Raw genomic sequence first — 25,440 nt, 5'->3', positions numbered from 1 at the left:
GCGGGAAGCTTCAGGCTCCAGCGGTAACGCCCATGCGCAAGCACATCACCGGCTTTTCCAATCCGACGGTCAAATACCTTCGGTCCCTGCGCGACAAGAAGCACCGCAGGCGCGCGGGCCAGTTGCTGGTCGAGGGGCTGCGGCTGCTGGAGGATGCGCGCAGTTCGGGCCGGGTGCCGCAGATGCTGGTGATGGCCGAGGGACGCGAGCATGACCTGCTGACCCGCCTGGAAGCTGACGTCATGGCGGCGGGCGGCGAGGTGATCGCGACCACACCCGACATCCTCTCCAAGATCACGGGCAAGGACAATGCCCAGAGCGTGGCGGGGGTGTTCGACGAATGGGACACGAGCCTCGCGGTGCTTGACCGGGAGACCGCGCCGATCTGGCTGGTGGCGCAGGCGCTGCGCGATCCCGGCAATCTCGGCACCATGTTGCGCACCTGCGATGCGGTGGGCGCGGGCGGGCTGATCCTGATCGACGACTGCGCCGATCCCTTCAGCGCCGAAGCCGTGCGCGCGAGCATGGGCGCGCTGTTCACCGTGGGGCTGGCGCAGGCCCGGTGGGACGAGTTCCTGCCGTGGCTTCGGGCCGGAGACGGCCAGCTGGTCGCCGCCTCGCTGCGGGATGCGGTGCCCTATCGCGGAGCGGATTACCGCGCGCCGTGCTTCATTCTGGTCGGCAACGAATCGCAAGGCCTGCCCGAGGATTACGAGGCGGCGTGCGATCTGCGTGTGACCATGCCGATGAAGGGCCGCGCGGATTCGCTCAATGCCGCTGTGGCGGGGGCGGTGCTGGCCTATGAGGTGCTGGCGGCCATCGACGCCCGCAGGTGACAAAGTTGACACCCTGTCAAGCTGATAATCTGCAAATTAATCATTGATATTCAATGCTTTGAACACCGAATTTGGCGCTTGACGGACAGGGGAGCGGGGCCGTTTCCGCCAGTTCTGCCGCAAAAGCGGGTGCGGACGATGGGAAAGAGCCGGCGCGATGATGCAGCCTCAGGCCGGCGTAGGAAAGCGCCCTACTCGGCAGCGTCCTTGCGGGTCTCGAGCGCCGGATATTCGGCCTCCACCGCATCGGCATCGGCGGCGTTGTAGCGCGGGGCGCTTTCGACCAGCGGCACATCGTCGATTACGCGCTTGCCGATCTCGACGCCCTTGTCCGCCAGCCGCCGCCCGGAGGACAGCACGTTGCGTTCGAAGCTGCCCACAAACTTGTTGTAATTGTTGACCGCGCTTTCCAGCCCGCCGCCGACGCGCTTCAGGTGTTCGGCGGCCGTGGCGAGGCGATCATAGAGCTCCGCTCCCATCCGCCCGATTTCCTGCGCCTCTTTCGCCAGACCGTCCTGCCGCCACACCTGCGCCACGGTGCGGGCGATGGCGACGAGATTGGTGGGCGTCGCCAGCAGCACGCGCTTGTCGAAGGCGAAGTTCCACAGATCGGGATCGGCTTCGAGCGCGGCGGCGACGAAATGTTCGCCGGGGACGAACATCACCACGTAATCGGGCGCTTCCTCGAACTGGCTCTGATAGCTCTTGGCCCCGAGCGTCTGCACGTGATTGCGCATCGAGCGCACATGCTCGCCCAGTGCCCGCGCGCGGGCTTCGTCCGAATCCGCCTCGAAGGCTTCCTGATAGGCGTTGAGCGAGACCTTGGAATCGATCACCAGCACCTTGCCGCCCGGAATCCGCACGATCGCATCGGGGCGCAGGCGGCCATCCTCGGTCTCGACCGAGTGCTCCATCAGAAAATCGGTGTGCTGCGCGAGGCCACATTGTTCGAGCAGGTTCTGCAGCGCCTTCTCTCCCCAGCGCCCGCGCGCCTTTGGGGCATTGGTAAGCGAATTGCCGAGCCGCTGCGCCTCGCGTTTCACCTCGTCCTGGCCCTTGCGCATTTCCTCGATCACGCCGGCAAGCTGGCCGAAGGCATCGACCCGCTTTTCCTCCAGCGCCTTGACCTGTTCCTCGTAGCTTTTGAGCCGATCGCCGACCGGAGCGAGCAGCGCCTTGAGCTTTTCCTCGCTCGCCTTTTCGGAATGGCCGAGCCGTTCCTCGGCGCGCTTGAGAAAGGCTTCCTGCGCGCGGTTCAGCACAGCCGCGCCGGTGTTCTCGAATTCCTTGAGCAGGTTCGCGCGCGATTCTTCGAGCAACCGCTTCTGTTCCTCGAAGGCGGCGCGTTCGGCACGGAACTGCGCGTTTTCGGCGCGCGCGGCATCGAGTTGCGCCTCCAGCCCATCGGCCCGTGCCGCCCGCTCGCCCAAAGCCGCGACCTCGATCCGCGTCTCGCCCAGTTCCGTAATCGCGCGCTTGAACTCGCCCGCCTGCTCGGCCCCCGCCCGCTCGGCCTCGGCCAGCCGCGCGCGCAGATCGGCGAGCGGACGCGAGGCGATAAACCAGCCGAGCGCAGCACCGAGAACGAGAGCAATGATCGAGAGAATCGCAAGCTCCATCCCGCATTCCTACACGGAACGTATAGAGAACGCTAGATGGGCTGCGCGGATTTCCAACAGAAAAGCGGGACCCCGGTTCAAGTCCGGGGCGGGGGAAGTGGCATAGAGTCGGCGCAAAGCGCCGCGAGCGCACGGCGCGAGCCGCAGGTGCTCTGCCGCGCAGCGGCAGAAACAGCGCCGAGGACGAAGGCGCGGAGGCGCCTTCGCAAAACAGATTACGCCGCTTGCCTGATCTTCTTCAGCTTCTTCAGCGCCATCGCCCGTTTGAGACGGCTGAGGTGATCGATGAACAGGATGCCTTCCAAGTGATCCATCTCGTGCTGGAGGCAGGTCGCCATCAGCCCGTCGAGCGCTTCCTCGTGGGTGTTGCCATCGAGGTCCTGATAGCGCACGCGGCAGGTCGCCGGGCGATCGACATCGGCGTAGATCTCGGGGACCGAGAGGCAGCCTTCCTGATAGGTCGAAAGCTCGTCCGCCGGATCGAGGATCACGGGGTTGATGAACACCCGCGGTTCCTTCTTGGTAGCGGGGTGCGTGTGCTTGTGGCCGTTGTGCGAGCATTCCACCGGCTCGCCGTCCGGATCTTCGGGCTGGAGGTCGATCACCAGCACCCGCTTGGGCACGCCGACCTGGATCGCGGCGAGGCCGATGCCGGGGGCGTCATACATCGTCTCGAACATGTCTTCGACGAGCTGGCGCAGGTCGTCGCCGAACTCATGCGGTTCGACCGGGGTCGAGACGATCTTGAGCCGGGGGTCCGGCACTTCGAGGATTTCGCGGATAGCCATGGGCCGCTATTTAGGCGAGCCGGGTGATTTATTCAACGCGGCGTTACGCCACAGGCCGCCTTGCTCTCAGCGCCTGCGCCAGCGTGCCTTCGTCGAGATAGTCGAGCTCGCCGCCGACCGGCAGGCCGTGGGCGAGCTGGGTGACGCGCAAGGGGAAAGCCTCGAGCCGTTCGGCAAGGTAATGCGCCGTGGTCTGGCCTTCCAATGTGGCGTTCATGGCGAGCACCACCTCGTCCAGTTCGCCGCCTTCGACGCGGGACAGCAGGCTGGCGATGTTGAGATCTTCCGGCCCCACCCCGTCGAGCGCCGAAAGCCTGCCGCCGAGCACATGATAGCGCCCCGGGAACAGGCGCGAACGGTCAAGCGCCCAGACATCCGAGACATCCTCCACCACGCATAGTGCACGCGCATCGCGGCGCGGATCGGTGCAGATGCCGCAGGGGTCACTGGTGTCGACATTGCCGCATACCGAACATTCCACCAGCGTCTCCGATACCGCCGCCAGCGCCTCCAGCAGCGCGGGCAAGGCGCTTTCGCGGTGCTTGACCAGCCACAGCACCGCCCGCCGCGCCGAACGCGGGCCCAAGCCCGGCAGGCGGGCTAGCGCGGAACTCAGAGCCTCGATCTCTTGCGATGCCATGGGGGGAGAGATAGGGGCTGCACTCCGCTTCACAAAGGCTCCGGGCAAAGCTTATGCGCATCATCTTCATGGGAACGCCCGAATTCGCGGTGCCGGCGCTGCGGGCGCTGCACGAAGCGGGGCATGAGGTGGTGTGCGCCTACACCCAGCCGCCGCGTCCGGCAGGCCGGGGCAAGAAGCTGATGCCCTCTCCGGTGCAAATGGAGGCCGAGCGGCTTGGCGTGCCGGTGCGTGCCCCCGTGTCGCTGCGCAATGCCGAGGCACAGGCGGAGTTTGCCGCCTTGAACGCCGATGTCGCGGTGGTCGCGGCCTATGGCCTGATCCTGCCGCAACCGGTGCTGGACGCGCCCAGGCACGGCTGCCTCAACATCCACGCCTCGCTCCTGCCGCGCTGGCGCGGGGCGGCGCCGATCCACCGCGCGGTGATGGCAGGGGATGCGCAGACCGGCGTCACCATCATGCGGATGGAAGCCGGGCTCGATACCGGGCCGATGCTCCACAAGGTGACGGTGCCGGTGGGGCGCAAGACAACGGGCGAGCTGTTTGCTGAGCTTGGCGCGGTGGGCGCAGCGGCGATGGTCGAGGTGCTGTCCGACCTTTCCGCCTTCCCTCCGCAAGCGCAGGACGATGCGGCGGCGATCTACGCGCCCAAGATCGACAAGGCGGAAAGCCGGATCGACTGGATGGCAGATGCCGGGGCGATCGAGCGGTTGGTGCGGGGCCTTGCCCCGTTCCCCGGCGCGTGGTTCGCACTTGAGGGCGAGCGGATCAAGGTGCTGCTTGCCGAAGTGGTGGATGCCGCAGGCGCACCCGGCACGGTGTGCGATGACGACTTCACCATCGCCTGCGGGCAAGGCGCAATCCGGCCCCTCCGGCTCCAGCGCGCAGGGAAACCGGCAATGGCGTGCGAGGAATTCCTGCGTGGCCGGCCGGTGGCGGCGGGGACGGTGCTGGGGTGACCCGCTTCGCCCTCACCCTTGAATTCGACGGCACGCCGTTCTTCGGGCTGCAACGCCAGTCCAACGGGCCGAGCGTGCAGCAGGCTGTGGAGGACGCACTGCACCGGATTACCGGCGAAGAGGTCGTGCTCCACAGCGCCGGGCGAACCGATGCAGGCGTGCACGCGCTGGCGATGCGCAGCCATGTGGACCTCGAAAAGCCCTTCGATCCCTTCCGGCTGATGGAAGCGCTCAATGCGCACCTCAGGCCCGATCCGATCGCCGTGACCCATTGCGAGGCGGTGTCGGAGGACTGGCACGCGCGCTTTTCCTGCACCGGGCGGCGTTATCTCTACCGCATCGTCAACCGCCGCGCGCCGCTCACGCTGATGCGGGACCGCGCGTGGCACGTCGCCCAGCCGCTCGACGCCGAGGCGATGCACCGCGCCGCGCAGGCGCTGGTCGGGCGGCACGATTTCACCACCTTCCGCTCGGTCCATTGTCAGGCCGCCGATCCGGTCAAGACGCTCGAACGACTGGATGTCGAGCGTGATGGCGACGAAATCCATATCCACGCCTCCGCACGCAGCTTTCTGCATCATCAGGTGCGCTCGATGGTGGGGTGCCTCAAGCTGGTCGGCGCGGGGACATGGCCGGAAGCGCGCATCGCCGAGGCGCTGGCCGCGCGGGACCGGGGCGCTTTGGGGCTTAACGCGCCCCCTCACGGCCTCTACTTCGTCGAGGCAACCTATCCAATCGAAAGCAGAGACTAAGCATGGCCAACTGGTACAAGATCCCGCCCTCCCGGCACATTTCCGAGCGCGAATATCGCGCCAATATCAGCGGTATAAATATCGTCTTCGGTGCGGTACTCGGCTTTGTGCTCGCTGGTGCCGAAGGGCTTGCTCCCATCGATTTCATGATCGTGCTGTTCGTGAGCGCGCTGGCGGTGATCCTGATCCTCTATCTCGGGTCGACCGAATACATTCTGTTCTATGGCGCGGGAGTGACCCTGCTGATCTTCTTCATCCCCAGCATCCTGACCGATCAGCTCAAGCAGAACCCGATACCCTATCTTCAGCCGACCCTTGCCGTCTGGGCCAGTATGGTCGCGCTGGTCGAATTGCTACCGCGCGAAAGACAGAACAACGCCCCATCACAGGAGAACGACGAATGACCACCACCGGAAAGCAGCTCTTCACCACCCTCACCGCCGACGGCAAGCTGACGCTGGAAGTCGCGGACAGCACCTTCCCCGCCCCCACCGGCAATCAGGTGCTGGTCAAGATGGAAGCCGCGCCGATCAACCCGTCCGATCTCGCGATTCTCACCAGCGCGGCCGATTTCGAGAATGCTGAATACACCCCCGGTAAGGTCGTCGCCACCATGCCCGAACCGTTCCTGTCGGGCCAGAAGGCCCGCCACGGCCAGCGCCTGCCCGCCGGTAACGAGGGCGCAGGCACGGTGATCGCCACCGGTGACAGCGACATGGCCAAGGCCCTGATGGGCCAGCGTGTCGCCTGCGTTCCAGGCAATGCCTTCAGCCAGTATGCCATTGCCGACGCGATGATGTGCCTGCCGCTCGGCGATCACTCGGCGGAAGAAGGCGCCTCGAGCTTCGTCAATCCGATGACCGCGCTGGGCTTTGTCGAGACCGCGCGAATGGAGGGCCATGACGCCATCGTCCACCTCGCCGCCGCCTCGAACCTCGGCCAGATGCTCAACCGCATCTGCATCGAGGACGGGATGAAGCTGGTGAACATCGTGCGCAAGCAGGAGCACGTGGACCTGCTCAAGTCGCAGGGCGCGCAATATGTCGTCAATTCCTCGGCCCCCACCTACATGGCCGACCTGCGCGCCGCGATTGCCGAGACCGGCGCCTTCCTCGGCTTCGATCCGATCGGCGGCGGGCAGGCCAGCGATGGCGTGCTCAAGGCGATGGAACAGGTCGCGGTGAGCCAGATGAGCGAGTTTTCGCGCTATGGCTCGAACCAGCAGAAGAAGATGTACATCTACGGCCGGCTCGACCTTCAGAACCCGACCATCCTGACGCCCTCCTACGGCCTCCAATGGTGCGTGGCCGGCTGGCTGCTGACCCCGTTCCTCCAGCGCGCGGGCATGGAGACGGTGGTGCGGATGCGCACGCGCGTGCAGCAGAACCTGACCACCACTTTCGCTTCGCACTACAAGGCCAAGGTGACGCTGGAAGGGATGCTGGAGAAGGCCGCGATCCTCGACTACCGCCAGATGAAGACCGGCGAGAAATATCTGGTCACACCCTGGGGGTGAGGGGTCGCTTCGCTCTGTGAAGAATGCGGCATTCGGACCCCATCAGAATGGCCGCATTCAGCGATAGAGACTTTGCGCGCGAACGGCGGGAACTGGGTGGTTTTCGGAGATCAACGGAAACGAGAGGACGGAGTGTCAACTGAACCAGCGACGTTCTTTGTCGCGGGCGAATAGAGGCTGATAGTCCAGCGCTCCATCTGCGCCTTCTTGATAAGGGACATAATAATTAACGGATTGCCCGGCCCGGTTTTCATAGGCCACTTGAATGGCGTCGGTCCCGTCAGGATAGGCTTCTCTATCAAAAACTCGAATGTCGGTGCACAAAGAAGCCCACTCTAGAGAGCCCTGCGCTGCCCGATCACGGAAGATAGTGTCGAGCACGCTGATAATTTCCTTCGCATCCTCCGAATCCGTGGCCTGATACTTTCGTTCGCCTCCGTCGAGAACGTAACCGAAGGGCAAGAAGCCTCCGTTTTCAAGTTGGAACTTCTGCGCGAGACTTATCAATGTAACGACGCAATCTGGGGCATCTTGCTTCATCGTGGGCAGTTTTGAACGACTACACTAATGTCCGCAATGGGGTCGATAGCTGACGGGCGGCTTTTGGCAGAACCATCAGCAAAGCAGCCGTCCCCTCACCCGTCGAACGCCGCCTGCACCGCCGCCGCGTCGGTGATCCCGTTCGCTACCAGCACCATCAGCAGCACCCGCGCCCGCGCCGGGCCGAGTGCGCGGGCGGCGACGAGGCCCAGCGCGTCGTCATCGACCTCGACATTGCGGTCCACCAGCCCCTCGTCGACCCGGCTGGCGCGCACCACCGGCACGCCGCTTGCCGCCGCACGGGCGAGCGCATCGAGCACTGCACGCGGCGCATTGCCCTGCCCCATGCCCGCCAGCACGATGCCCCTCGCGCCGATGCCCAGCAGCGCCTCGACCGGCTGCGCATCCATCCCTGCCCCGGCGGTGAGAATGGCGATGCGCGGCAGACTGTCCGGAAAGCGATAGCGCGCCCCTTCGCCCGCGCGGTGCGGCGGGCCGAACCAGTCGAGCCGCGCCGGGGTGACGCGGGCGAGCGGCCCTCTCGGAAAGCTGCGGAAGGCATCGATGGCGGAGGTCGCCGCCTTCCTCGCATCGCGCGCCGCCAGCACGGCATCGCCCATCACCAGCATCACCCCGCGCCCGGCGGCGTGGCGGTCGCTCGCCACCTTCACCGCATTGGCGAAGTTGCGCATCCCGTCCGCCCCCACCGCATCGGCCGGCCGCATCGCGCCGACCAGCACGACGGGCTTGACTGCCGGCAACGTGAGGTCAAGCAGGAAGCCAGTTTCCTCTGCCGTATCGGTGCCGTGGGTGATGATGATGCCGGTAATCGCCGGATCCGCGATCGCCTCAAGGCAGGCGGCGTGGAGCGCGCGCCATTCGTCCCAGCCGATATCCTGCGAGCCGATTCGCGCCACTTCCCGCCCCACCAGATCGGCATCGAGGCCAAGGCCTGCCAGCGCCTCCAGCATCGCATCCAGCGCCAGACCGCCCGCGCGGTAGCCGCCGCCGGTGGCAGAACCGGCCGCACCTGCGATGGTGCCGCCGGTGCCGAGAACGAGAATGCAGGGCCGGGTCATAGCCGCTGCCCTAACCCGCAGCCCGCCCAAGCGCCACAGCGCAATTGCATTTGCCGCCGGGGACGCTAGAGAGCGCCGACCGTAGGGCGGTTAGCTCAGTTGGTAGAGCATCTCGTTTACACCGAGAGGGTCGGCGGTTCGAGCCCGTCACCGCCCACCAGTTTTCACTGGATGAAACCATCCGGGGGATGGTTTCACGTGAAAACTCCCGAGCGCCAGCGAAGGAGTGCAGCTGCACAAAACCATCCGGGGGATGGTTTTGGGCGGAAACTCCCGAGCGCAAGCGAAGGGCGTAGCGGCACCAGCTTCTTCCCGCCCGTTTTATCAGGCGCGCATCGTCTGCCATTCGGGCAAGGTCGCCTGGCGTCGTTCGATCGGGAGGAGGAAGCACCATGGATCTCCAGCTTGCAGGAAAAACGGCTCTTGTGCTGGGCGCGAGCAAGGGACTGGGCCGCGCCATTGCCGAAAGCCTCGCTGCCGAAGGGGCCGATGTGACCACCGTCGCGCGCTCGGTCAGCGAAGTGCCGGGGACGCGCCATATCATCGCCGATCTCGATGATCCCGCCGCGCCGGACACGATCATCGCCGCGCTCGCGGCGGCGGGTGTCTCGCCCGATATCCTCGTGCTCAATAGCGGTGGGCCGCCCCCCGGCGGCGCGGCTGGCACCACGCCCGAACAGTTCGCCGCGGTGATGGACCGGATGTTCAACGCCCAGCTGACACTCGCGCAAGGCTTCCTGCCGCAGATGCGCGCGCGCGGGTTCGGGCGGATCCTCGCGGTCGCCTCGACCAGCCTTGTTACCCCGATCCCCGGCCTCGTCCTGTCCAACGCGGTGCGCGCGATGCTGGCCTCTTGGATGAAGACCCTCGCGGCCGAGGTTGCGGCGGACGGGGTGACGGTCAACCTGCTGTTGCCCGGCCAAATCGCGACCGACCGGCTGGAGAGCCTGCACGCCGCGATGGCAGCGGGCAGCGGGATCGATGCCGCGGCCCAGCGCGCGCGGGCTGTCGCCGCAATCCCGGCAGGGCGGCTGGGGCGGCCTGAGGAATTCGGCGACATCGCCGCCTTCCTCGCCTCCCCGCGCGCCGCGTTCATCAACGGCTGCGCGATCAAGGTCGACGGCGGGCAAACCGCGACCCTGTGATCGCGGGGCGGTGATTATTCGGCCCTGAGGCTGTCGCGGATCAACGCGATGGCTTCGGGGCTGTCCCATTCATAGCCGCCCGCCACCCGCAGCACTTCCTTGCCCTGCGCGTCGAACAGGATCGTCAGCGGCAGCACGCCTTCGGGGCTGAACTGGGCGGAAAGCTGCGTTTCGGGATCGAGCCAGGGTTCGAGCCGGGCAAAGCGCTTTTCGGCGAAGAACGGCGTCACCACCTCGCCTGCGCGGATGTCCTGGCTGACGGTGATGACCCTGACCTCGCCTTCCAGCTCCGCGGCAAGGGCATCGAGCTGGGGCATTTCGACCACGCAGGGCGGACACCAGGTGGCCCACAGGTTGATCAGCACCGGGCCATCCTGAGCGGCGAGATCGAGGCTGCGCCCCTCGCCATCGGCAAAGCTCATCGCGGGCAGAGGCGTTCCGGCGAATTGCCGCACCACTTCGCCCGCCGCCGTCCCTGCGCTTTCGCCAGCCGGTTGCGCTGGCGCTTCGGCGGGCCTATCGCATCCCGCCAGCAGCAGGAGCGACACAGCGAGAATGAGCGGCGAGCGTGACATGACGGGCTCCGGAGCAGGGACAGAGGAAGGCGCTGCGACCAACGCGATGTGGGGCGGCCGCTTCGCCGACGGCCCTAGCGCCATCATGCGCGAAATCAACGCCTCGATCCCGTTCGACAAGGCGCTCTGGCGCGAGGATATCACCGCGTCCAAGGCCCATGTCGCGATGCTGGGCGCCTGCGGGATCGTCTCGGGAGAGGATGCCGCCACGATCAGTGCCGGGCTCGACAAGGTCGCCGCCGAATATGAAGCGCAAGGCGTGCCCGAGAACTGGGACCTTGAAGACATCCACATGACCACCGAGGCGCGGCTGGCCGAACTGGTCGGCCCGGTCGCGGGGCGGCTCCACACCGCGCGCAGCCGCAATGATCAGGTGGCGACCGACTTCCGCCTGTGGGTGCGCGGGGCGATCGACGCGATGGACGGGAGCCTCGCCGGTCTGCAACGCGCGCTGGTCACCCGTGCCGGGGAACACGCGGACAGCATCATGCCGGGCTTCACCCACCTGCAGACCGCCCAGCCCGTGACCCTCGGTCATCACCTCATGGCCTATTACGAAATGTTCCGGCGCGACCGTTCGCGGCTGGCGGATACGCGCGCACGGATGAACGAATGTCCGCTCGGCTCTGCCGCGCTGGCGGGCACCGGCTTCCCGATCGACCGCGAGGCGACCGCGCAGGCGCTCGGCTTCTATGCGCCCACCGCCAATTCGCTCGATGCGGTTTCCGACCGCGACTTTGCGCTCGATTTCCTGTGGTCCTGCTCGGCCACTGCGCTGCACCTCTCGCGCCTGGCGGAAGAACTGATCCTGTGGGCGAGCCAGCCCTTCGGCTTCATCCGCCTGCCCGACAGCCTTTCGACCGGCTCCTCGATCATGCCGCAGAAGAAGAACCCCGATGCTGCCGAACTGGTGCGCGGGCATAGCGGGCGGGTGATCGGCAACCTGACCAGCCTGATGATCACCATGAAAGGCCTGCCGCTGGCCTATTCCAAGGACATGCAGGACGACAAGCCGCCGGTGTTCGAGGCGGCCAGCCTGATGGAACTGAGCATCGCGGCAATGACCGGGATGATCGCGGGCAGCACCTTCAACAGCGAGCGGATGCGCGCAGCGGCCGAACTCGGCTATGCCACCGCCACCGACCTTGCCGACTGGCTGGTCCGCGTGGCCGACATCCCCTTTCGCGAGGCGCACCACATCACGGGAAGCGCCGTGAAACTGGCTGAAAGCCGGGGCCTTGCGCTCGATCAACTGCCGCTTGAGGACCTCAAGGCAATCGATGAACGGATCGACGAGCGGGTCTATGCCGCGCTGTCAGTCGATGCCTCGGTCGCAGCGCGTGCCAGTTTCGGGGGAACCGCGCCCGAACAAGTCCGTTTGCAGGTCGCGCGCGCGCGCTATTCGCTGGGAATGGAGGAATGATGCGCAATCTGCTTCTTCTCGCCAGCGCGGCGCTGCTCGCAGGGTGCGGTGCTGCCGCGCCGCTGACCCCGCCCGCCGGTGCCAGCCTTCCGGTCGCCCCGCACGGCGCGACCACTCCGCCCAATGCCGACGAACTGCTTCGCCGCGACGCGCTTGCCGCGCCCGAGCGCAGCGTGGAATTGCGGCGGCGCTCGGAAGAGCGCGAGGACGATCCCTTCGACCTGCCGCCCGAATAAACGAAAAGAACCATGGACCATTTCACTTATCTGGACGGCGTGATGCACGCCGAAGATGTGCCGCTGCCGCGCATTGCCGCCGAAGTCGGCACCCCCGTCTATGTCTATTCCCGCGCGACGCTGGAACGCCACGCGCGGGTGTTCCACGAGGCGCTCGCCGGGGTGCCGGACAAGCTGATCGCCTTTGCGGTCAAGGCCAATCCCAACCTTGCCGTGCTCAAGGTGCTGGGCGCGGCGGGCATGGGCGCCGACGTGGTGTCGGTGGGCGAGATGCGCCGCGCGCTGGCGGCAGGCATCGCACCTGACAAGATCGTGTTTTCGGGTGTCGGCAAGACCGCTGCAGAGATGATCGCCGCGCTCGAGGCAGGGATCGGCCAGTTCAATATCGAGAGCGAGGAAGAGGGCGTCGAGCTGGCCGAACTCGCCGCCGCGCGCGGGATGACGGCGCAATGCGCGCTGCGCATCAATCCCGATGTCGATGCCGGAACGCACGACAAGATCTCGACCGGCAAGGCCGACAACAAATTCGGCGTGCCGATCAGCGAGGCCGGGCAGATCTTCGGCAAGCTGGCGGGCCTGCCGGGCGTGAACCTGCGCGGCGTGGCGGTGCATATCGGCAGCCAACTCGCCGATCTTGCGCCGCTGGAGGCCGCTTTCGAAAAGCTCGGTGCGCTGGTCGCCGCGCTGCGGGGGGCGGGCCATACCGTCACCCATGTCGATCTCGGCGGCGGACTGGGCGTGCCTTACAAGGTTGGTGAAGTGCTGCCCGAACCGGCCGAATATGGCGCGATGGTCGCCCGCGTGACGAAGGACTGGGGCGTGACACTGATCTTCGAGCCCGGACGGGTCATTGCGGGGAATGCCGGCGTGCTGCTGACCCGGGTGGTGCGGGTGAAGCGCGGGATCAAGGATCCCTTCGTGATCGTCGATGCGGCCATGAACGACCTTGCGCGACCCGCGCTTTACGGGGCTTACCACCACTTCGAGGCGGTCGAACCCCCAGGCGCGCGCATGACCGCCAACATCGTCGGCCCGATCTGCGAGACGGGCGACACCTTCGCCATGGGGCGCGAATGCGATGCATTGCAGGCAGGCGATCTCGCCGTGTTCCGCACCGCCGGGGCCTATGGGGCGACAATGGCCTCGTCCTACAATTCGCGCGGCTTCGTCGCCGAAGTGCTGGTCGATGGGGACAAATTTGCAGTGGTTGCCGACCGGATCGAAGCGGGCGCGATCATGGATGCCGAGCGCGTGCCCGAATGGCTCGGCTGATCCGGCCATGAGCGACATCGCCAGCCTGCCGCTGTTCCACCAGATCGCGGGGAGCGAGGTGCTGGTTCTGGGGGATGGCGACGCTGCCGAGCCCAAGCGGCGGCTGGTCGAACGCGCGGGCGGCGTGGTGGTTGACGATCTCGCCCGCGCGATCGACGAGGGCGTGCGGCTCGCCTTCATCGCCTATGACGACCGCCAGGCCTGCGAGGTGGCGGCCATCAATGCGCGCTGCGCGGGGATGCTGGTCAATGTCGTCGACCGGCCCGAGCTGTGCGACTTCACCACGCCCAGCATTCTCGACCGCGATCCGTTACTGGTGGCGATCGGCACGGGCGGGGCCTCGGCCGGGCTGACAAAGCACGTGCGGCTGAGGCTTGAACGCGTACTGCCGCAGACGCTGGGCCTGCTGGCGAAAGCGCTTGAGGCGGTGCGGCCGGTGCTGCGCGAACGGTTCCCGGATGGTGCGGAGCGGCGGCGCGCGGTGGATGCCGCGCTGCGCGAAGGCGGCGCTCTGGATCCTTTCGATCCGCTGGCGCATGCGCGGGTGACGGAATGGGCGGCAGGGCTTGCCGGACCGCAGGCGGGCGGCATGGTCGAGATCACTCTGACCAGCCCCGATCCGGAAGACCTCACGCTGAGACAGGCGCGAATGCTGGGCGAGGCAGACGTATTGCTGCTTGACGGCGCCGTTCCTGACGCGATCCTTGCCCGTGCGCGGGCCGATGCGGCGCGGCTGGCATGGCACGAAGTGTCGCCAGCGGGCGATAGCGACCCAGCCGGGCTTACGCTCCTGCTGCGCTTTCGCCCCTGAAATCCTAGGCCGCGAGCGTCATCGGGGTGCGCAGACTGGCGAAATAGCCCGCCATCCCTGCCAGCGAACGCTCGCTCAATGCGATGAAGGCGCGGCGTTTGTCGGCCGGATCGGGCAGGCGCACGAAAATACCGCTTTCGACCATCTGCGAGAGCCAGCGCAGCGCGGTGGTAGCCGGCACTCCTGCCGCGATGCAGAGCGAGGTGACCGAGACACGCGCGCCCTCGCCATGGGCCGCAGCCAGATCCAACAGCATATCCCACGCCGGATCGCCGAACAGGGCCGGATCGAAGAACTTCGCTCGCGCCTGACGATTGGCGATGACCTGCCGGATCGTATGCGGATCGGGCAGTTGGGACGCAGTGCCCGCAAACCCGCCCTGCACCGGATCGGCCCCACGGTAATCGCGCTTGAACTCGCTGAGCGAGGTCGCACCGGTGCTTTCGGGCTGGGAGATGCGGTCAAGCGAGTGGGCAATGGCCTCGACCTGCTGGGACAGGCGCAGGAGAGCCAGGCGATCTTCATCCGCCATCTCGCGCACCCGCGAAGCGCCTGCCTCTCCCATGACACGCCCGACCGCGACGACACGTTCGGCCCGGCCGGGATCGACGAGAAGCTGGGGATTGGACTGGTCGAGAACCGCAAACACGTCGTCCAGTGCGGCCATGGAGGTCGCCACGATCAGCTTCGCGCCCGCACGCGCAACCCGCATGTCGAGCCGCGCAAGGCCTGCCAGCATCAGCCCGTCGAGCCCGCGGCTTCCGGTCCCCACGCAATCGACCAGCACCACATCGCCCAATAACGCGATCGGCCCTTCGATCAGCGCAGCGATGCTTCCACCGTCGATAGTGCGGAACCCCGCCCCGCCAAGATCTGCCGCCATCTGTTCGCGCAAACCCGCGCTCTCGCCATAGATTGCCACCCGTGCAGGCAATCCTGCCCCGTCGCGTGCCACGTCATAGGAAAAATCGGCCTGTTCGCTCGACTGGATCAGCATCGACTCGACTCCAACAATGTTGGAACGAGAGTAGAACAAAAACGGATCAGGTCAAGTAAATACGCGTAGTTGCTGCAGAAGCTGGCCGGCTTACGGCCTGATTTCGATCACCGTCCCATCAGGCACGATGCGCCACAGTTCCTCGATCTCCGCATTCGAAAAGGCGATGCAGCCGTCGGTCCAGTCGCCCGGCACACGGCCGAAAGGCAGCGCATTGGGCTGGCCATGAAGGAAGATATCGCCCCCCGGGGAACGGCCGTATTGCCGCGCGAATGCGCGGTCCTTGTCGTTGGGATAAGAGATCTTGAGGCTGAGGTGATAGGCGCTGCCCGGATTGCGGCCTTCGATGAAATAGCGTCCCTCGGGCGTGCGCTCGTCGCCCTCGAACCGCTTGTGCCCGAGCGGCTGGTCGCCGAACTGCAAGCCCCGCCACACCTTGACCGGCTGCCCGTCGGCATAGCCGATCATCATCCGTTCGGACTTGTCGACCAGCAGGTAGTCGACATGGGCAAAGCGCCGCTCGGGGATGATCCGCGCGGCTTCCCGCTCCAGCGGCGGCAGCGCCGAGGGTGCCTCGGCCACCTTGGGCGGAGGCTGCGCGCAGGCGGCAAGCGCCAGCAGCGGCAGGAAAGACAGACGGTTCATCGCCGCGCAGGATAACCCTTTGCGGCGCCTGCGATCAATCCACGAAGGGATCGCGCATCAGGATCGTGTCGTCACGTTCGGGCGAGGTCGAGACCAGCGCCACCGGGCATTCAATCAGTTCCTGAATGCGCTGGATGTACTTGATCGCGTTTGCGGGCAGGTCGGCATAGGAGCGCGCACCAGCCGTGCTCTCGCTCCAGCCGGGCATTTCCTCGTAGATCGGCTCGCATTCGGCCTGATCGGCGGCGTGGCTGGGCAGGTAATCATACACCTTCCCGCGCAGCCGGTAGCCGGTGCAGATCGCGACCTTCTCCAGCCCGTCGAGCACGTCGATCTTGGTCAGCGCGATGCCGGTCACGCCGCTGATGGCGCAGGACTGGCGCACCAGCACCGCATCGAACCAGCCGACGCGCCGCTTGCGCCCCGTCACCGTGCCGAATTCATGGCCCCGCTCGCCCAGACGCTGGCCCACCTCGTCCTCGAGTTCCGTCGGGAACGGGCCGGAGCCGACGCGGGTGGTGTAGGCCTTGACGATGCCGAGCACGAAGCCGGTCGAATTGGGGCCGAGGCCGGAGCCCGATGCCGCCGTGCCGCTCACCGTGTTGGACGAGGTGACGAAGGGATAGGTGCCGTGATCGACATCGAGCAGCACGCCCTGCGCGCCCTCGAACAGGATCTTGGCGCCCGCGCGGCGCACCTTCTTGAGGCGCTTCCACACCGGCTGGGCAAAGCGCAGCACGAAGGGGGCAATTTCGCGCAGCTCCTCCAGCAACGCGGCGCGGTCGACAGGCGGCTGGCCGAAGCCTGCCCGCAGCGCGTCATGGTGGGCGCAGAGGCGATCGAGCTGCGGCTCAAGGCTTTCGAGATGCGCCAGATCGCACACGCGGATCGCCCGCCTGCCGACCTTGTCCTCGTAAGCCGGGCCGATCCCGCGCCCGGTGGTGCCGATCTTGCCCTTGCCCGCCGCCGTTTCGCGCAAGCCGTCAAGGTCACGGTGGAGCGGCAGGATCAGCGGGCAATTATCGGCAATCGCCAGGTTCTCGTCGGTAATGCTGACGCCCTGTGCTTCGACCTTGGCGACCTCGTCCCGCAGCGCCCAGGGGTCGAGGACCACGCCATTGCCGATCACCGACAGCGTGCCCGAGACAATGCCGGAAGGCAGCAGCGAGAGCTTGTAGGTCTTGCCGTCGATCACCAGCGTGTGGCCGGCATTGTGCCCGCCCTGAAAGCGGACCACGGCATCGGCGCGGCTGGCCAGCCAGTCGACGATCTTGCCCTTGCCCTCATCGCCCCACTGGGCGCCGATCACGGTGACGTTGGCCATCTTTATCCTTATCCGGTGGCGTCAAAACCGCAGGCGCACTAGGCTGTCCGGCGCAGGGTGGCAAGCGTGCGCGAGGCCCTGCGCGAAGGGTTGCCTGCTATGGCGCGTTGAAGCACGGTAACGCTATGCACAAGGACCCCCGCATGAAGACTGCCACCAAAGCCCTGCTTGCTGCCGCTGCCATTGCCGCGATAGCCTCGCCGATCCTGGCCCAGCAGCGCGGTCAGGGACGCCTGCCCGCCGAATGCCGCGAGGAGATCATGCAGCTGTGCGGCACGCAGGGACAGGCAGACCGCGCCAAGATGCGCGCCTGTCTGCGCGAGAAAGCCGCCGAACTGTCCGAAACCTGCCGCACCGAACTGCGCCAGCGCATGGAGGCACGTGGCGGGCGCGAGGGCGCGCGAGCGGGGCAGGGCGCGGGCAGGTTTGCCAGCGGCAGGGTTTCGAGCACGGTGGTCTATGGCGATCACCTGCGCCAGCAGGTCGATGTCTACACCCCCAATGACGCGGTCGGCGATGCGCCGCTGGTGCTGTTCGTCCACGGCGGTGGCTGGCAGATGGGCAACCACAAGGCGACGGTGCAGGCCAAGCCGCAGCATTTCAAGGATCGGGGCTATGTCTTTGCCTCGGCAGGCTACCGGGTGCTGCCGGACGCGCCGGTCGAGAACCAGGCTGCCGATATCGGCGCGGCTCTGCGCGCGTTGAGGGCGCAGGCGGAAAGCGGTGGCTTCGATCCTGACCGGATCGTGCTGATGGGCCACAGCGCAGGCGCGCATCTCGCGGCGCTGGTGGCGAGTGATCCGCAATATGCCGGAGACGCCTTCGATGCGATCAAGGGCGTCGTGCTGCTGGACGGGGCCGGCTATGACGTGGCCGATGCTGTCGCGCGTCCGACAATGGAACTGCCGACGCTTTACAGGGACGTGTTCGGGACTGATCCGGCGCGGCACAAGGCGCTGTCTCCCATTGCTCACGTGGGCGGCAGGGATGCGCCCCACTGGCTGGCGCTCTACGTTGCCGAGCGTCCCGGCTCGAAAGCCCAGTCCGAGGCGCTTGCCGGCGCGCTCGCGAAGGCGGGCAAGGATGCATCGGCGGTGGCGATAACCGGCACCGATCACGGACGGATGAACCGCGAGCTTGGTACCGAGGCGGGCAAGGCCCAGACCGAGGCCGTCGATGCCTTCCTGGAGCGAGTGTTCAGTTAGCTGGCCGAGGTGGTCGCGATCACGTCGATCTCGACCATGAGCTCGGGCAGCGCGAGGCTGCGCACCTCCACCGTGGTGTCGGCCGGATAGGGCGCGGTGAAATAGCGCTGGCGGGCTTCGACGATCTTCGGGAAGTTGTCCATGTCGGTGAGGTAGATCGTGACCTTGACCACCTTCGACAGATCACTGCCGCCCGCGGCCAGCACCTTCTCGATATTGGCGAAAGTCCGGGCCAGCTGCGCGTCAAAATCGCCGATGCCGACAATGCTGCCGTCCGCGCCGATGCTCGCCTGCCCGGAGAGAAAAAGCAGGTTGCCCACCTGCCAGCCGGGCGCGATAAAATAGGGCGCAAGCGGGTCGTTTTCGAGCGCGATCGGCTTGATTATATCAGTCACGAAGGGGCCTCCAGCGCGACGGGTATTCCACCCTCGAGGATGTGGGTGCATCCCAGAACTCGTCCATCCTCGCCCTCGGCCAGTTGCGCGCGGGTGCGCATGCCTTGCGCCCTGAGCGCCGCTGCCGCCGCGCGATCATGGCCGAAGGGAAGCCAGACCATCGGCACCGCTCCGGGCTGCGGAGCGGCTTCGGCAAGACGATCGAGATACAGGGTGAACCCCGTCGCCGGTTCCTCGCTGCCCGCGATGCGGTAGGTACCGCCCCGCCCCACCGCACTGCGCAATCCTTCGGCATAGAGTGTAAAGCCGAACCATGACTGGTATTCGAAGCCGTGCCGTTCGGTCGGGTCGAGCGTGATGCGCGCAGCATCACCGATTTGCGCGGCAATCGCCTCCAGCCCGTCAAGCCGCGATTTCAACGCGCCGCCCGCGTCGACGGCGCGCAGCCCCGCAAGCGCATCGGCAAACGGCCCGGTGGCATAAAGCAGCGGCAGATAGGCCTCTCCCCCTGCCGCGCGCAATCCGCCTGCATCCTTGGTATCGAGCTCGCGCCGTACCGCCTCGCGCCGCTCGGGCGCCAGCGGAAAGGCCTTTTCGGCCAGCGTATCGACCAGATCGGGCAGCGTGAAATCGACCGAGATGCCGTTGAGGCCTGCCGCCTTCAACGCCTCGACCGCCAGCATCACCGCCTCGCTGGCGGCAGCGACGGAATCTGCACCGATCAGCTCCGCGCCCAGTTGCAGCCGTTCACGTGCAGGATCGAGCTGGCTCGCCTTGATCACCACCGTATCGCCGCAATAGCAAAGGCGCAGCGGCCGGGCCGCAGCCGCAAGACTGGTCGCAGCGATGCGCCCGACCTGCGGGGTCATGTCGCTGCGCAGGGCGAGGGTGCGCAAGGACGCCGGATCGACGAAGCGGAACATCGCGCGCCCTTCGCCCTTGGCAACACCTGCCATGCGGCCCGCCAGCGAAGCCTCGAATTCGAGCAACGGCGGGCGCACGCGGTCATAGCCATGGGCATCGAGCACCGCGAGGCAGGCGCGCATCGCCGCCGTGATCCGCGCCGCTTCAAGCGGGAGACGGTCTTCGAGGCCCTCTGGTAGCAGGTCGGCGGGCAGGAGATCGTTGGGCTGGGTCATGCACTGCGCGCTTAGCGGGCAATCACGCGCGGGTGAAGGGGCTTGCACTGCCCCACCCCCGGCCCCTCCCCAAGCGAGGGGAGCAGGGGGTGAAGCCGAGACATCAGAACGACAGCGCCTTGACCAGCTTCACGCCTTCGACCTTCTCTGCCTCGGCAATCACCTCGGGTGTCAGAGCGTCGTCGAGGCTCAGCAGCAGCACTGCTTCCCCGCCGGCCTCGCGGCGACCCAGGTTGAAGGTGCCGATGTTGATACCGTGGCTGCCGAGCAGGGTCCCAATGCGGCCGATGAAGCCCGGCTTGTCGTCATTGACGATGTAGAGCATGTGGCCGGACAGGTCCGCCTCGATACCGATGCCGAAGATCTCGACAAGACGCGGCGCTTCGGTCCCGAACAGCGTGCCGGCGACCGAACGCGAACCCTGCGCTGTTTCAACCGTCACCCGGATCAGCGTATTATAGGCGCCTTCGCGGTCATGCCGGACCTCACGCACGTCGAGCCCGCGCTCCTTGGCGAGGAACGGCGCGTTGACCATGTTCACGGTGTCCGAATAGCGCCGCATGAAACCGGCCAGCACAGCGGCGGTGATAGGCTTGCCGTTAAGACCGGCGGCCGCACCCTCGCGTTCGATACTGATATTGGTCAGGTTACCGTGCGCCAGCTGCCCAACGAGGCTGCCGAGCTTTTCGGCGAGCGCCATGTAGGGCTTAAGCTTGGGAGCTTCCTCGGCAGAAAGCGAAGGAACGTTCAAGGCGTTGGTGACCCCGCCATTGACGAGGTAATCGGACAATTGTTCGGCCACCTGCAGCGCGACATTGACCTGCGCTTCGGTGGTAGAGGCTCCGAGGTGCGGGGTGCAGATGAAGTTGGGCGTACCGAACAGCGGATGATCCTTGGCCGGCGGCTCGGTCTCGAACACGTCGAGCGCGGCGCCTGCAACCTGTCCGCTTTCCAGGCAATCCCTGAGCGCCGCCTCGTCGATCAGCCCCCCGCGCGCGCAATTGATGATGCGGATGCCCTTCTTGGCGCCTTCCAGACGTTCGCGGCTGAGGATGTTGCGCGTCTCCTCCGTCAAGGGCGTGTGCAGCGTGACGAAATCGGCGCGGCTCAGGAGCGTGTCGAGATCGACCTTCTCCACGCCCATTTCGACCGCGCGATCTTCGGTCAGGAAGGGATCATAGGCGATCACCTTCATGCGCAGGCCGAGGGCGCGGCTGGCAACGATCGAGCCGATATTGCCCGCCCCGATCAGGCCAAGCGTCTTGTTGGTCAGCTCCACCCCCATGAACCCGCTCTTGGGCCACAGGCCGGCCTGCGTCTGGGCGTTCGCGTCAGGGATCTGGCGAGCGAGCGCGAACATCAGCGCGATGGCGTGTTCGGCGGTGGTAATCGAATTGCCGAAGGGAGTGTTCATCACCACCACGCCCTTGGACGAGGCATAGGGGATATCGACGTTATCGACGCCAATCCCGGCGCGGCCGATGACCTTGAGGTTGGTGGCGGCATCAAGCACCGCCTTGGTCACCTTGGTCGAGGAGCGGATGGCGAGGCCATCATACTCGCCGATCCGGGCGATCAGCTGTTCGGGCGTTTCGCCGGTAATCACATCGACATCGCAGCCGCGCTCTTCGAAGATGCGCGCGGCGTTGGGGTCCATCTTGTCGCTGATGAGAACTTTGGGCTTGGTCATGGGAAATTCCTTCCACTCGTCATCCCGCTTCTGCACGGGATTGCGCGATGCGCGCATTGGGAATTGGGGAAAGCGGCCCCGGCGCGGTGGCCGGGGCGATAGGACATTCGGACGGCCTCAGCCGTTCTTGACCTTTTCGTAGGCCCACTCGATCCACGGCAGCAGGCGCTTGATGTCCTCCTGCTCGACGGTAGAACCGCACCAGATGCGCAACGACGGCGGCGCGTCGCGGTAGCCGTTGAAGTCATAGCCGACGTTGCGCTCTTCGAGCAGCTTGACGATCTTCTTCGGCACGCCGGCCTGGTCCTCGGCCGAAAGGCTTTCGTACCAGTCGCCCTGAAACACCATGCACACGCCGGTATTGGTCTGCTTGGCCGGGTCGGCGACCATGTTGCGCAGCCACGGGGTGGCCTCGATCCAGTCCTTCACAAGCCTGGAATTGGCATTGGCGCGTTCAACCAGCGCCTTGCGTCCGCCGATGCTCTTGGCCCATTCCAGTGCCGCGATGTAATCCTCGGTCGCCAGCATCGAGGGCGTGTTGATCGTCTCGCCCGCGAAGATACCGCGGTTGAGCTTGTCACCCTTCTTCATGCGGAACAGCTTGGGCAGCGGCCAGGCCGGATCATAGCTCTCGATCCGCTCGACCGCCTTGGGGCTGAGGATCAGCATGCCGTGCTGGGCTTCAGAGCCCATCACCTTCTGCCAGCTGTAGGTCGTGGCATCGAGCTTGGCCCAGTCCATCTCCTGGGCGAAGATGGCGCTGGTGGCATCGTTGATGGTCACACCCTCGCGGCCCGGCTCGAGCCAGTCGGTGTCCGGGATCATCGCGCCGCTCGTCGTACCATTCCAGGTGAACACCACGTCGTTGCGCTGGGGGATGGTGGTGAGATCGGGGATTTCGCCATAGTCGGCGGTCATCACCTGCAGGTTGGGCAGCTTCAACTGCTTCACCGCGTCCTGGATCCAGACATTGCCGAAGCTTTCCCACGCTGCGACCGTCACCGGGCGCGCAGGATCGAGCATCGACCACATCGCCGCTTCGATCGCGCCGGTGTCGGACGCGGGCATGATGCCCACCAGATAATCATCGGGGATGCCGAGCAGTTCGCGGCTGAGGTCAATGGCATATTTCAGCCGCGCCTTGCCCAGCGCCGAGCGGTGCGAGCGGCCAAGCGATTCGGTCTTGAGCTTGTCGAGCGACCAGCCGGGGAATTTTGCCGTGGGGCCCGACGAGAAAAAGGGGCGCTCAGGCTTCAGCGTAGGCTCATGCGCGAGCCCGCGAACATAGTCAGTCATGTATTCTCTCCTTGCAGAGAGCACGCGCGGCGTTGGGACCGCGTGGCCCGCTGGCCGCTCTAGTGGCAGCGCGCGACAAGTCAATGAATGATTCCGGTCAATCCCTGGCCTGCAAACGAGAGCATAGCCTCTCGCCAATTGCGTCCGGCTCGCCTAAACGGGCGTCTCCATGCAGATTTCCGACCTTCGCATTGCCCTGTTCAGCGGCAACTATAACTACACCCGGGACGGGGCCAATCAGGCCCTCAACCGCTTGGTCGGCTCGCTGCTGGCCAAAGGCGCGGCGGTGCGAGTCTATTCGCCCACCGTAGCCGAGCCTGCCTTTCCCCCGACGGGCGACCTCGTCAGCCTGCCGAGCATCGCCATGCCGGTGAAGGGACGCGGTGAATATCGCCTGCCGCTGGGCTTCAATGCGGCGGTAAGACGCGACCTCGACAAGTTCGCGCCCAACATCGTGCACCTGTCCTCGCCCGACCCTTCGGGCCATGCAGCGCTGCGCTGGGCACAGGATCACGACATTCCGGTGCTGGCCAGCGTCCACACCCGGTTCGAGACCTATCCGCGCTATTACAAGATGGCCTTTCTCGAACCGCTCATCGTGCGGATGTTGCGGCGTTTCTACAATCGCTGCGATGCGCTGGTGGCGCCTTCGCAAAGCATGATCGACGAACTGCTGGCGATGGAGATGCACGACGATATCGGGCTGTGGACGCGCGGGGTCGATCGCACCATCTTCTCGTCCGCCCGCCGCGATCCCGAATGGCGCCGCAGCATCGGCCTGGCCGATGATGATGTGGCAATCGTCTTCCTCGGGCGTCTGGTGATGGAAAAGGGACTCGATGTCTTTGCCGAAACCATCATCCATCTGCGCCGCAAGCAGGTGCCGCACAAGGTGCTGGTCATCGGCGACGGGCCCGCGCGCGAATGGTTCGAGAAAAATCTGCCGGGCGGCATCTTTGCCGGTTTCAAGACCGGCGAAGCGCTTGGTGCGGCACTCGCCAGCGGTGATGTGTTCTTCAACCCTTCCGTTACCGAAGCCTTCGGCAATGTGACGCTTGAGGCGATGGCCTGCGGCCTGCCGGTGGTTGCGGCCGGAGCCACCGGCAGCGCCAGCATCGTCAGGGAAGGCGTGACCGGCAAGCTCGTCCCGCTGGCCGGCCTGTCGGCAGATGTCGCAGGATGCGCCGATGCGCTGGCAAGTTATTGCACGGACCGGGCTTTGCGCGCGGCGCATGGCGCAGCAGGCGAGACCAGGGCCTGCGAATACAGCTGGGAGGCGATCAACCAGGTCGTGGCCGATACCTATGTGCGGCTGGTCGAAGACCGCCGGGCGCTACAGGAACGCGAGCGGCGCGACGCCGCCTAACGCAGCACCCCTGCGCGCGTCATGGCCCGGGCATAAACGGCCATGCCGATCACCGAGGCCCAGATCAGCGCGCTGAACACCAGTTGCCCGGTGCCGGCAAATTCCGGCGGCATATCGGACGTGAAGGTATAGGCCGTCGAGCCGGCCAGTCCGGCGAGTGAAATTGCCAGCGCATGAAAGGCGAATCGGCTGCGGAACAGCAGCAGGATCGAACCCGCCACTGCTCCCCAGACGCCGAATGCCCAGCACACCGTCGCCCACAGCGGATAGGCATCGAAATAGGCGCGCATCGTCTCGATGCTCACGCCCGTGTTCTCCGCCGCCATGCCGAGATAGGCCGCGTTATCGGTCTTGGTCATGACATAGTCGTTTGCACCTCCGGCAAACCACAGCAGGCTGACGATAGCCAGCACCCACAAGTGCCACGGCGCCTTGGCGCGCGATCCGGTCATCCGGTTCATCTGGTCTTCCCTCCCCCATCGGCATAGGCGCAACGGGGGAGAAAATAGGCCTCAGTCGGGTTCGGCGCAATCGCGCGGGGTCACAGCCGCTCGATACGCTTGGCCATTTCGTCGATCATGTCGACGATTTCGTTGATGGTACGCTCGTCGAGCTTGCCCGAACGCGCGCGGTTCTTGAGCACGGTGCCGAGATTGCCCATGGCGCGAAACAGATCGTGCGAGCGAACCGTGGTGGTGCGTTCGGCGTGGCGACCGAGGCGGCGCATCAGTTCGTCGACCTCGTCCTTGCGGGTCTCCAGCTCCGCGCGGCCGGCATCGGTGGCGGCAAACGGCTTCTTTGCCCCTTCGGCCTCGGCCTCCTCGATCTGGCCTTCGTCGGCCAGCATCTGCAGCGTCGGATAGACCGCACCGGGACTGGGCGCATAGGCACCGCCGGTCATGTCCTCGATCTGCTTGATCAATTCATAGCCGTGCGAGGGCTGCTCCGCGATCAGCGCCAGCAGCGCAAGCCGCAACTCGCCCTGTCCGAACATCCGCCCGCGGCGTTCGCGGCGGCGCTGGCGACCGCCGTCCTCGGCGTCATCCTCGCTATCGTAGCGCCAACGCGCCTTGAAGCCCTGGCCGCCCATGTTGGCGGCATTGTTCATCGCCATCATCGCCATTGTCTCGGCAAACTTTTCCCAGCCGCCGCCGCGGCCATATCTGTTCCAGGTCATGTGATCCTCCTCGGG

27 protein-coding genes and 1 tRNA gene are annotated in these 25,440 nt (G+C 66.0%); 13 read left to right on the top strand and 15 right to left on the bottom strand.

The genetic code is table 11. The features are described 5' to 3' along the window. Window positions 1-32 precede the first annotated feature (32 nt). Window positions 33-836, top strand: coding sequence for a TrmH family RNA methyltransferase (locus I603_RS04180; RefSeq protein ID WP_068862594.1), 804 nt, complete (start codon window positions 33-35; stop codon window positions 834-836). Between the two features lie 191 nt (window positions 837-1,027). On the opposite strand, the gene I603_RS04175 is transcribed toward I603_RS04180, so the two are convergent. The 3 genes from I603_RS04175 to recR all read right to left on the bottom strand — a co-directional run bounded on the left by I603_RS04175 (window position 1,028) and on the right by recR (window position 3,883). Next, window positions 1,028-2,455: a DNA recombination protein RmuC gene (locus I603_RS04175; RefSeq protein ID WP_068862593.1), complete on the bottom strand. Its 1,428-nt coding sequence runs from the start codon at window positions 2,453-2,455 to the stop codon at window positions 1,028-1,030. A 215-nt stretch (window positions 2,456-2,670) separates the two neighbouring features. Next, window positions 2,671-3,243 (bottom strand): peptide deformylase, encoded by a 573-nt coding sequence (locus I603_RS04170; protein WP_068862592.1) that lies wholly within the window; start codon window positions 3,241-3,243, stop codon window positions 2,671-2,673. Between the two features lie 43 nt (window positions 3,244-3,286). After that, window positions 3,287-3,883, bottom strand: coding sequence for a recombination mediator RecR (gene recR, locus I603_RS04165; protein WP_068862591.1), 597 nt, complete (start codon window positions 3,881-3,883; stop codon window positions 3,287-3,289). Between the two features lie 53 nt (window positions 3,884-3,936). On the opposite strand from recR, the gene fmt reads away from it, so the two are divergent. From fmt to I603_RS04145, 4 genes are read left to right on the top strand one after another with little or no spacing between them, the layout of a single operon-like run. Next, window positions 3,937-4,842 (top strand): methionyl-tRNA formyltransferase, encoded by a 906-nt coding sequence (fmt, locus tag I603_RS04160; protein ID WP_068862590.1) that lies wholly within the window; start codon window positions 3,937-3,939, stop codon window positions 4,840-4,842. Next, entirely contained in the window at window positions 4,839-5,594 is a 756-nt protein-coding gene (truA, locus tag I603_RS04155) for a tRNA pseudouridine(38-40) synthase TruA (protein ID WP_068862589.1), read from the top strand. The genes fmt and truA overlap by 4 nt, the downstream gene beginning before the upstream one ends. A 2-nt stretch (window positions 5,595-5,596) precedes the next feature. Further along, complete coding sequence (locus I603_RS04150) at window positions 5,597-5,998, top strand: hypothetical protein (RefSeq protein WP_068862588.1); 402 nt, start codon at window positions 5,597-5,599, stop codon at window positions 5,996-5,998. Then, the gene (locus I603_RS04145) at window positions 5,995-7,110 is read left to right on the top strand and encodes a zinc-binding dehydrogenase (protein ID WP_068862587.1); all 1,116 of its coding nucleotides are present in this window, start codon (window positions 5,995-5,997) and stop codon (window positions 7,108-7,110) included. Before I603_RS04150 ends, I603_RS04145 begins: the two co-directional genes overlap by 4 nt. A gap of 135 nt (window positions 7,111-7,245) precedes the next feature. Here the strand turns inward: I603_RS04145 and I603_RS04140 are convergent, their stop codons facing one another. After that, window positions 7,246-7,650: a hypothetical protein gene (locus I603_RS04140; protein ID WP_068862586.1), complete on the bottom strand. Its 405-nt coding sequence runs from the start codon at window positions 7,648-7,650 to the stop codon at window positions 7,246-7,248. A 95-nt stretch (window positions 7,651-7,745) separates the two neighbouring features. Beyond that, window positions 7,746-8,729: an asparaginase gene (locus I603_RS04135; protein ID WP_068862585.1), complete on the bottom strand. Its 984-nt coding sequence runs from the start codon at window positions 8,727-8,729 to the stop codon at window positions 7,746-7,748. Between the two features lie 84 nt (window positions 8,730-8,813). Here I603_RS04135 and I603_RS04130 point away from each other — a divergent pair. Further along, window positions 8,814-8,889: transfer RNA gene (locus I603_RS04130), tRNA-Val, on the top strand. Window positions 8,890-9,121: 232 nt separating this feature from the next. Then, on the top strand, window positions 9,122-9,874 hold the full coding sequence (locus I603_RS04125) for an SDR family oxidoreductase (RefSeq protein ID WP_068862584.1): 753 nt from the start codon (window positions 9,122-9,124) through the stop codon (window positions 9,872-9,874). A gap of 14 nt (window positions 9,875-9,888) precedes the next feature. Here I603_RS04125 and I603_RS04120 read toward each other — a convergent pair whose 3' ends face one another. Continuing rightward, entirely contained in the window at window positions 9,889-10,449 is a 561-nt protein-coding gene (locus I603_RS04120; protein WP_232305245.1) for a TlpA family protein disulfide reductase, read from the bottom strand. 46 nt (window positions 10,450-10,495) lie between these two features. Here I603_RS04120 and argH point away from each other — a divergent pair, with 46 nt between their 5' ends. From argH to I603_RS04100, 4 genes are read left to right on the top strand one after another with little or no spacing between them, the layout of a single operon-like run. After that, the gene (gene argH, locus I603_RS04115) at window positions 10,496-11,872 is read left to right on the top strand and encodes an argininosuccinate lyase (protein ID WP_068863254.1); all 1,377 of its coding nucleotides are present in this window, start codon (window positions 10,496-10,498) and stop codon (window positions 11,870-11,872) included. Further along, on the top strand, window positions 11,869-12,108 hold the full coding sequence (locus tag I603_RS04110) for a hypothetical protein (protein WP_068862582.1): 240 nt from the start codon (window positions 11,869-11,871) through the stop codon (window positions 12,106-12,108). The genes argH and I603_RS04110 overlap by 4 nt, the downstream gene beginning before the upstream one ends. A 12-nt stretch (window positions 12,109-12,120) precedes the next feature. Next, window positions 12,121-13,380 carry a diaminopimelate decarboxylase gene (gene lysA, locus I603_RS04105; protein ID WP_068862581.1) on the top strand — a complete coding sequence of 420 codons (1,260 nt, stop codon included), beginning with the start codon at window positions 12,121-12,123 and terminating at the stop codon, window positions 13,378-13,380. A 7-nt stretch (window positions 13,381-13,387) separates the two neighbouring features. After that, window positions 13,388-14,191, top strand: coding sequence for a precorrin-2 dehydrogenase/sirohydrochlorin ferrochelatase family protein (locus I603_RS04100; protein ID WP_068862580.1), 804 nt, complete (start codon window positions 13,388-13,390; stop codon window positions 14,189-14,191). Between the two features lie 4 nt (window positions 14,192-14,195). Here I603_RS04100 and I603_RS04095 read toward each other — a convergent pair whose 3' ends face one another. The 3 genes from I603_RS04095 to I603_RS04085 form a co-directional block, all read right to left on the bottom strand. Further along, complete coding sequence (locus I603_RS04095; protein ID WP_068862579.1) at window positions 14,196-15,188, bottom strand: helix-turn-helix domain-containing protein; 993 nt, start codon at window positions 15,186-15,188, stop codon at window positions 14,196-14,198. A gap of 90 nt (window positions 15,189-15,278) precedes the next feature. Further along, on the bottom strand, window positions 15,279-15,833 hold the full coding sequence (locus I603_RS04090; RefSeq protein ID WP_068862578.1) for a L,D-transpeptidase family protein: 555 nt from the start codon (window positions 15,831-15,833) through the stop codon (window positions 15,279-15,281). Window positions 15,834-15,867: 34 nt separating this feature from the next. Next, a complete protein-coding gene (locus tag I603_RS04085; protein ID WP_068862577.1) occupies window positions 15,868-17,157 on the bottom strand; it encodes an adenylosuccinate synthase in 1,290 nt (429 codons plus the stop codon). Between the two features lie 143 nt (window positions 17,158-17,300). On the opposite strand from I603_RS04085, the gene I603_RS04080 reads away from it, so the two are divergent. Then, window positions 17,301-18,362 (top strand): alpha/beta hydrolase, encoded by a 1,062-nt coding sequence (locus I603_RS04080; protein WP_068863252.1) that lies wholly within the window; start codon window positions 17,301-17,303, stop codon window positions 18,360-18,362. Here the strand turns inward: I603_RS04080 and I603_RS04075 are convergent. The 4 genes from I603_RS04075 to I603_RS04060 form a co-directional block, all read right to left on the bottom strand. Next, entirely contained in the window at window positions 18,359-18,757 is a 399-nt protein-coding gene (locus tag I603_RS04075) for a RidA family protein (protein ID WP_068862576.1), read from the bottom strand. The genes I603_RS04080 and I603_RS04075 overlap by 4 nt on opposite strands. Beyond that, window positions 18,754-19,896: an ATP phosphoribosyltransferase regulatory subunit gene (locus I603_RS04070; RefSeq protein ID WP_068862575.1), complete on the bottom strand. Its 1,143-nt coding sequence runs from the start codon at window positions 19,894-19,896 to the stop codon at window positions 18,754-18,756. Before I603_RS04070 ends, I603_RS04075 begins: the two co-directional genes overlap by 4 nt. Before the next feature lie 103 nt (window positions 19,897-19,999). Beyond that, window positions 20,000-21,586 (bottom strand): phosphoglycerate dehydrogenase, encoded by a 1,587-nt coding sequence (gene serA, locus I603_RS04065; RefSeq protein WP_068863251.1) that lies wholly within the window; start codon window positions 21,584-21,586, stop codon window positions 20,000-20,002. Window positions 21,587-21,703: 117 nt separating this feature from the next. Next, a complete protein-coding gene (locus I603_RS04060) occupies window positions 21,704-22,882 on the bottom strand; it encodes a phosphoserine transaminase (RefSeq protein ID WP_068862574.1) in 1,179 nt (392 codons plus the stop codon). Between the two features lie 169 nt (window positions 22,883-23,051). On the opposite strand from I603_RS04060, the gene I603_RS04055 reads away from it, so the two are divergent. After that, window positions 23,052-24,248, top strand: a complete 1,197-nt coding sequence (locus tag I603_RS04055) for a glycosyltransferase family 4 protein (RefSeq protein ID WP_068862573.1) — start codon at window positions 23,052-23,054, stop codon at window positions 24,246-24,248. Here the strand turns inward: I603_RS04055 and I603_RS04050 are convergent. Beyond that, complete coding sequence (locus I603_RS04050) at window positions 24,245-24,709, bottom strand: hypothetical protein (protein WP_068862572.1); 465 nt, start codon at window positions 24,707-24,709, stop codon at window positions 24,245-24,247. The genes I603_RS04055 and I603_RS04050 overlap by 4 nt on opposite strands. 80 nt (window positions 24,710-24,789) lie before the next feature. Further along, a complete protein-coding gene (locus I603_RS04045; protein ID WP_068862571.1) occupies window positions 24,790-25,425 on the bottom strand; it encodes a PadR family transcriptional regulator in 636 nt (211 codons plus the stop codon). Window positions 25,426-25,440: the final 15 nt, after the last annotated feature.

This window comes from Erythrobacter dokdonensis DSW-74, assembly GCF_001677335.1.
In the GTDB taxonomy this organism is placed as follows: domain Bacteria; phylum Pseudomonadota; class Alphaproteobacteria; order Sphingomonadales; family Sphingomonadaceae; genus Erythrobacter; species Erythrobacter dokdonensis.
This window is presented reverse-complemented; position numbering and strand designations above follow the sequence as displayed.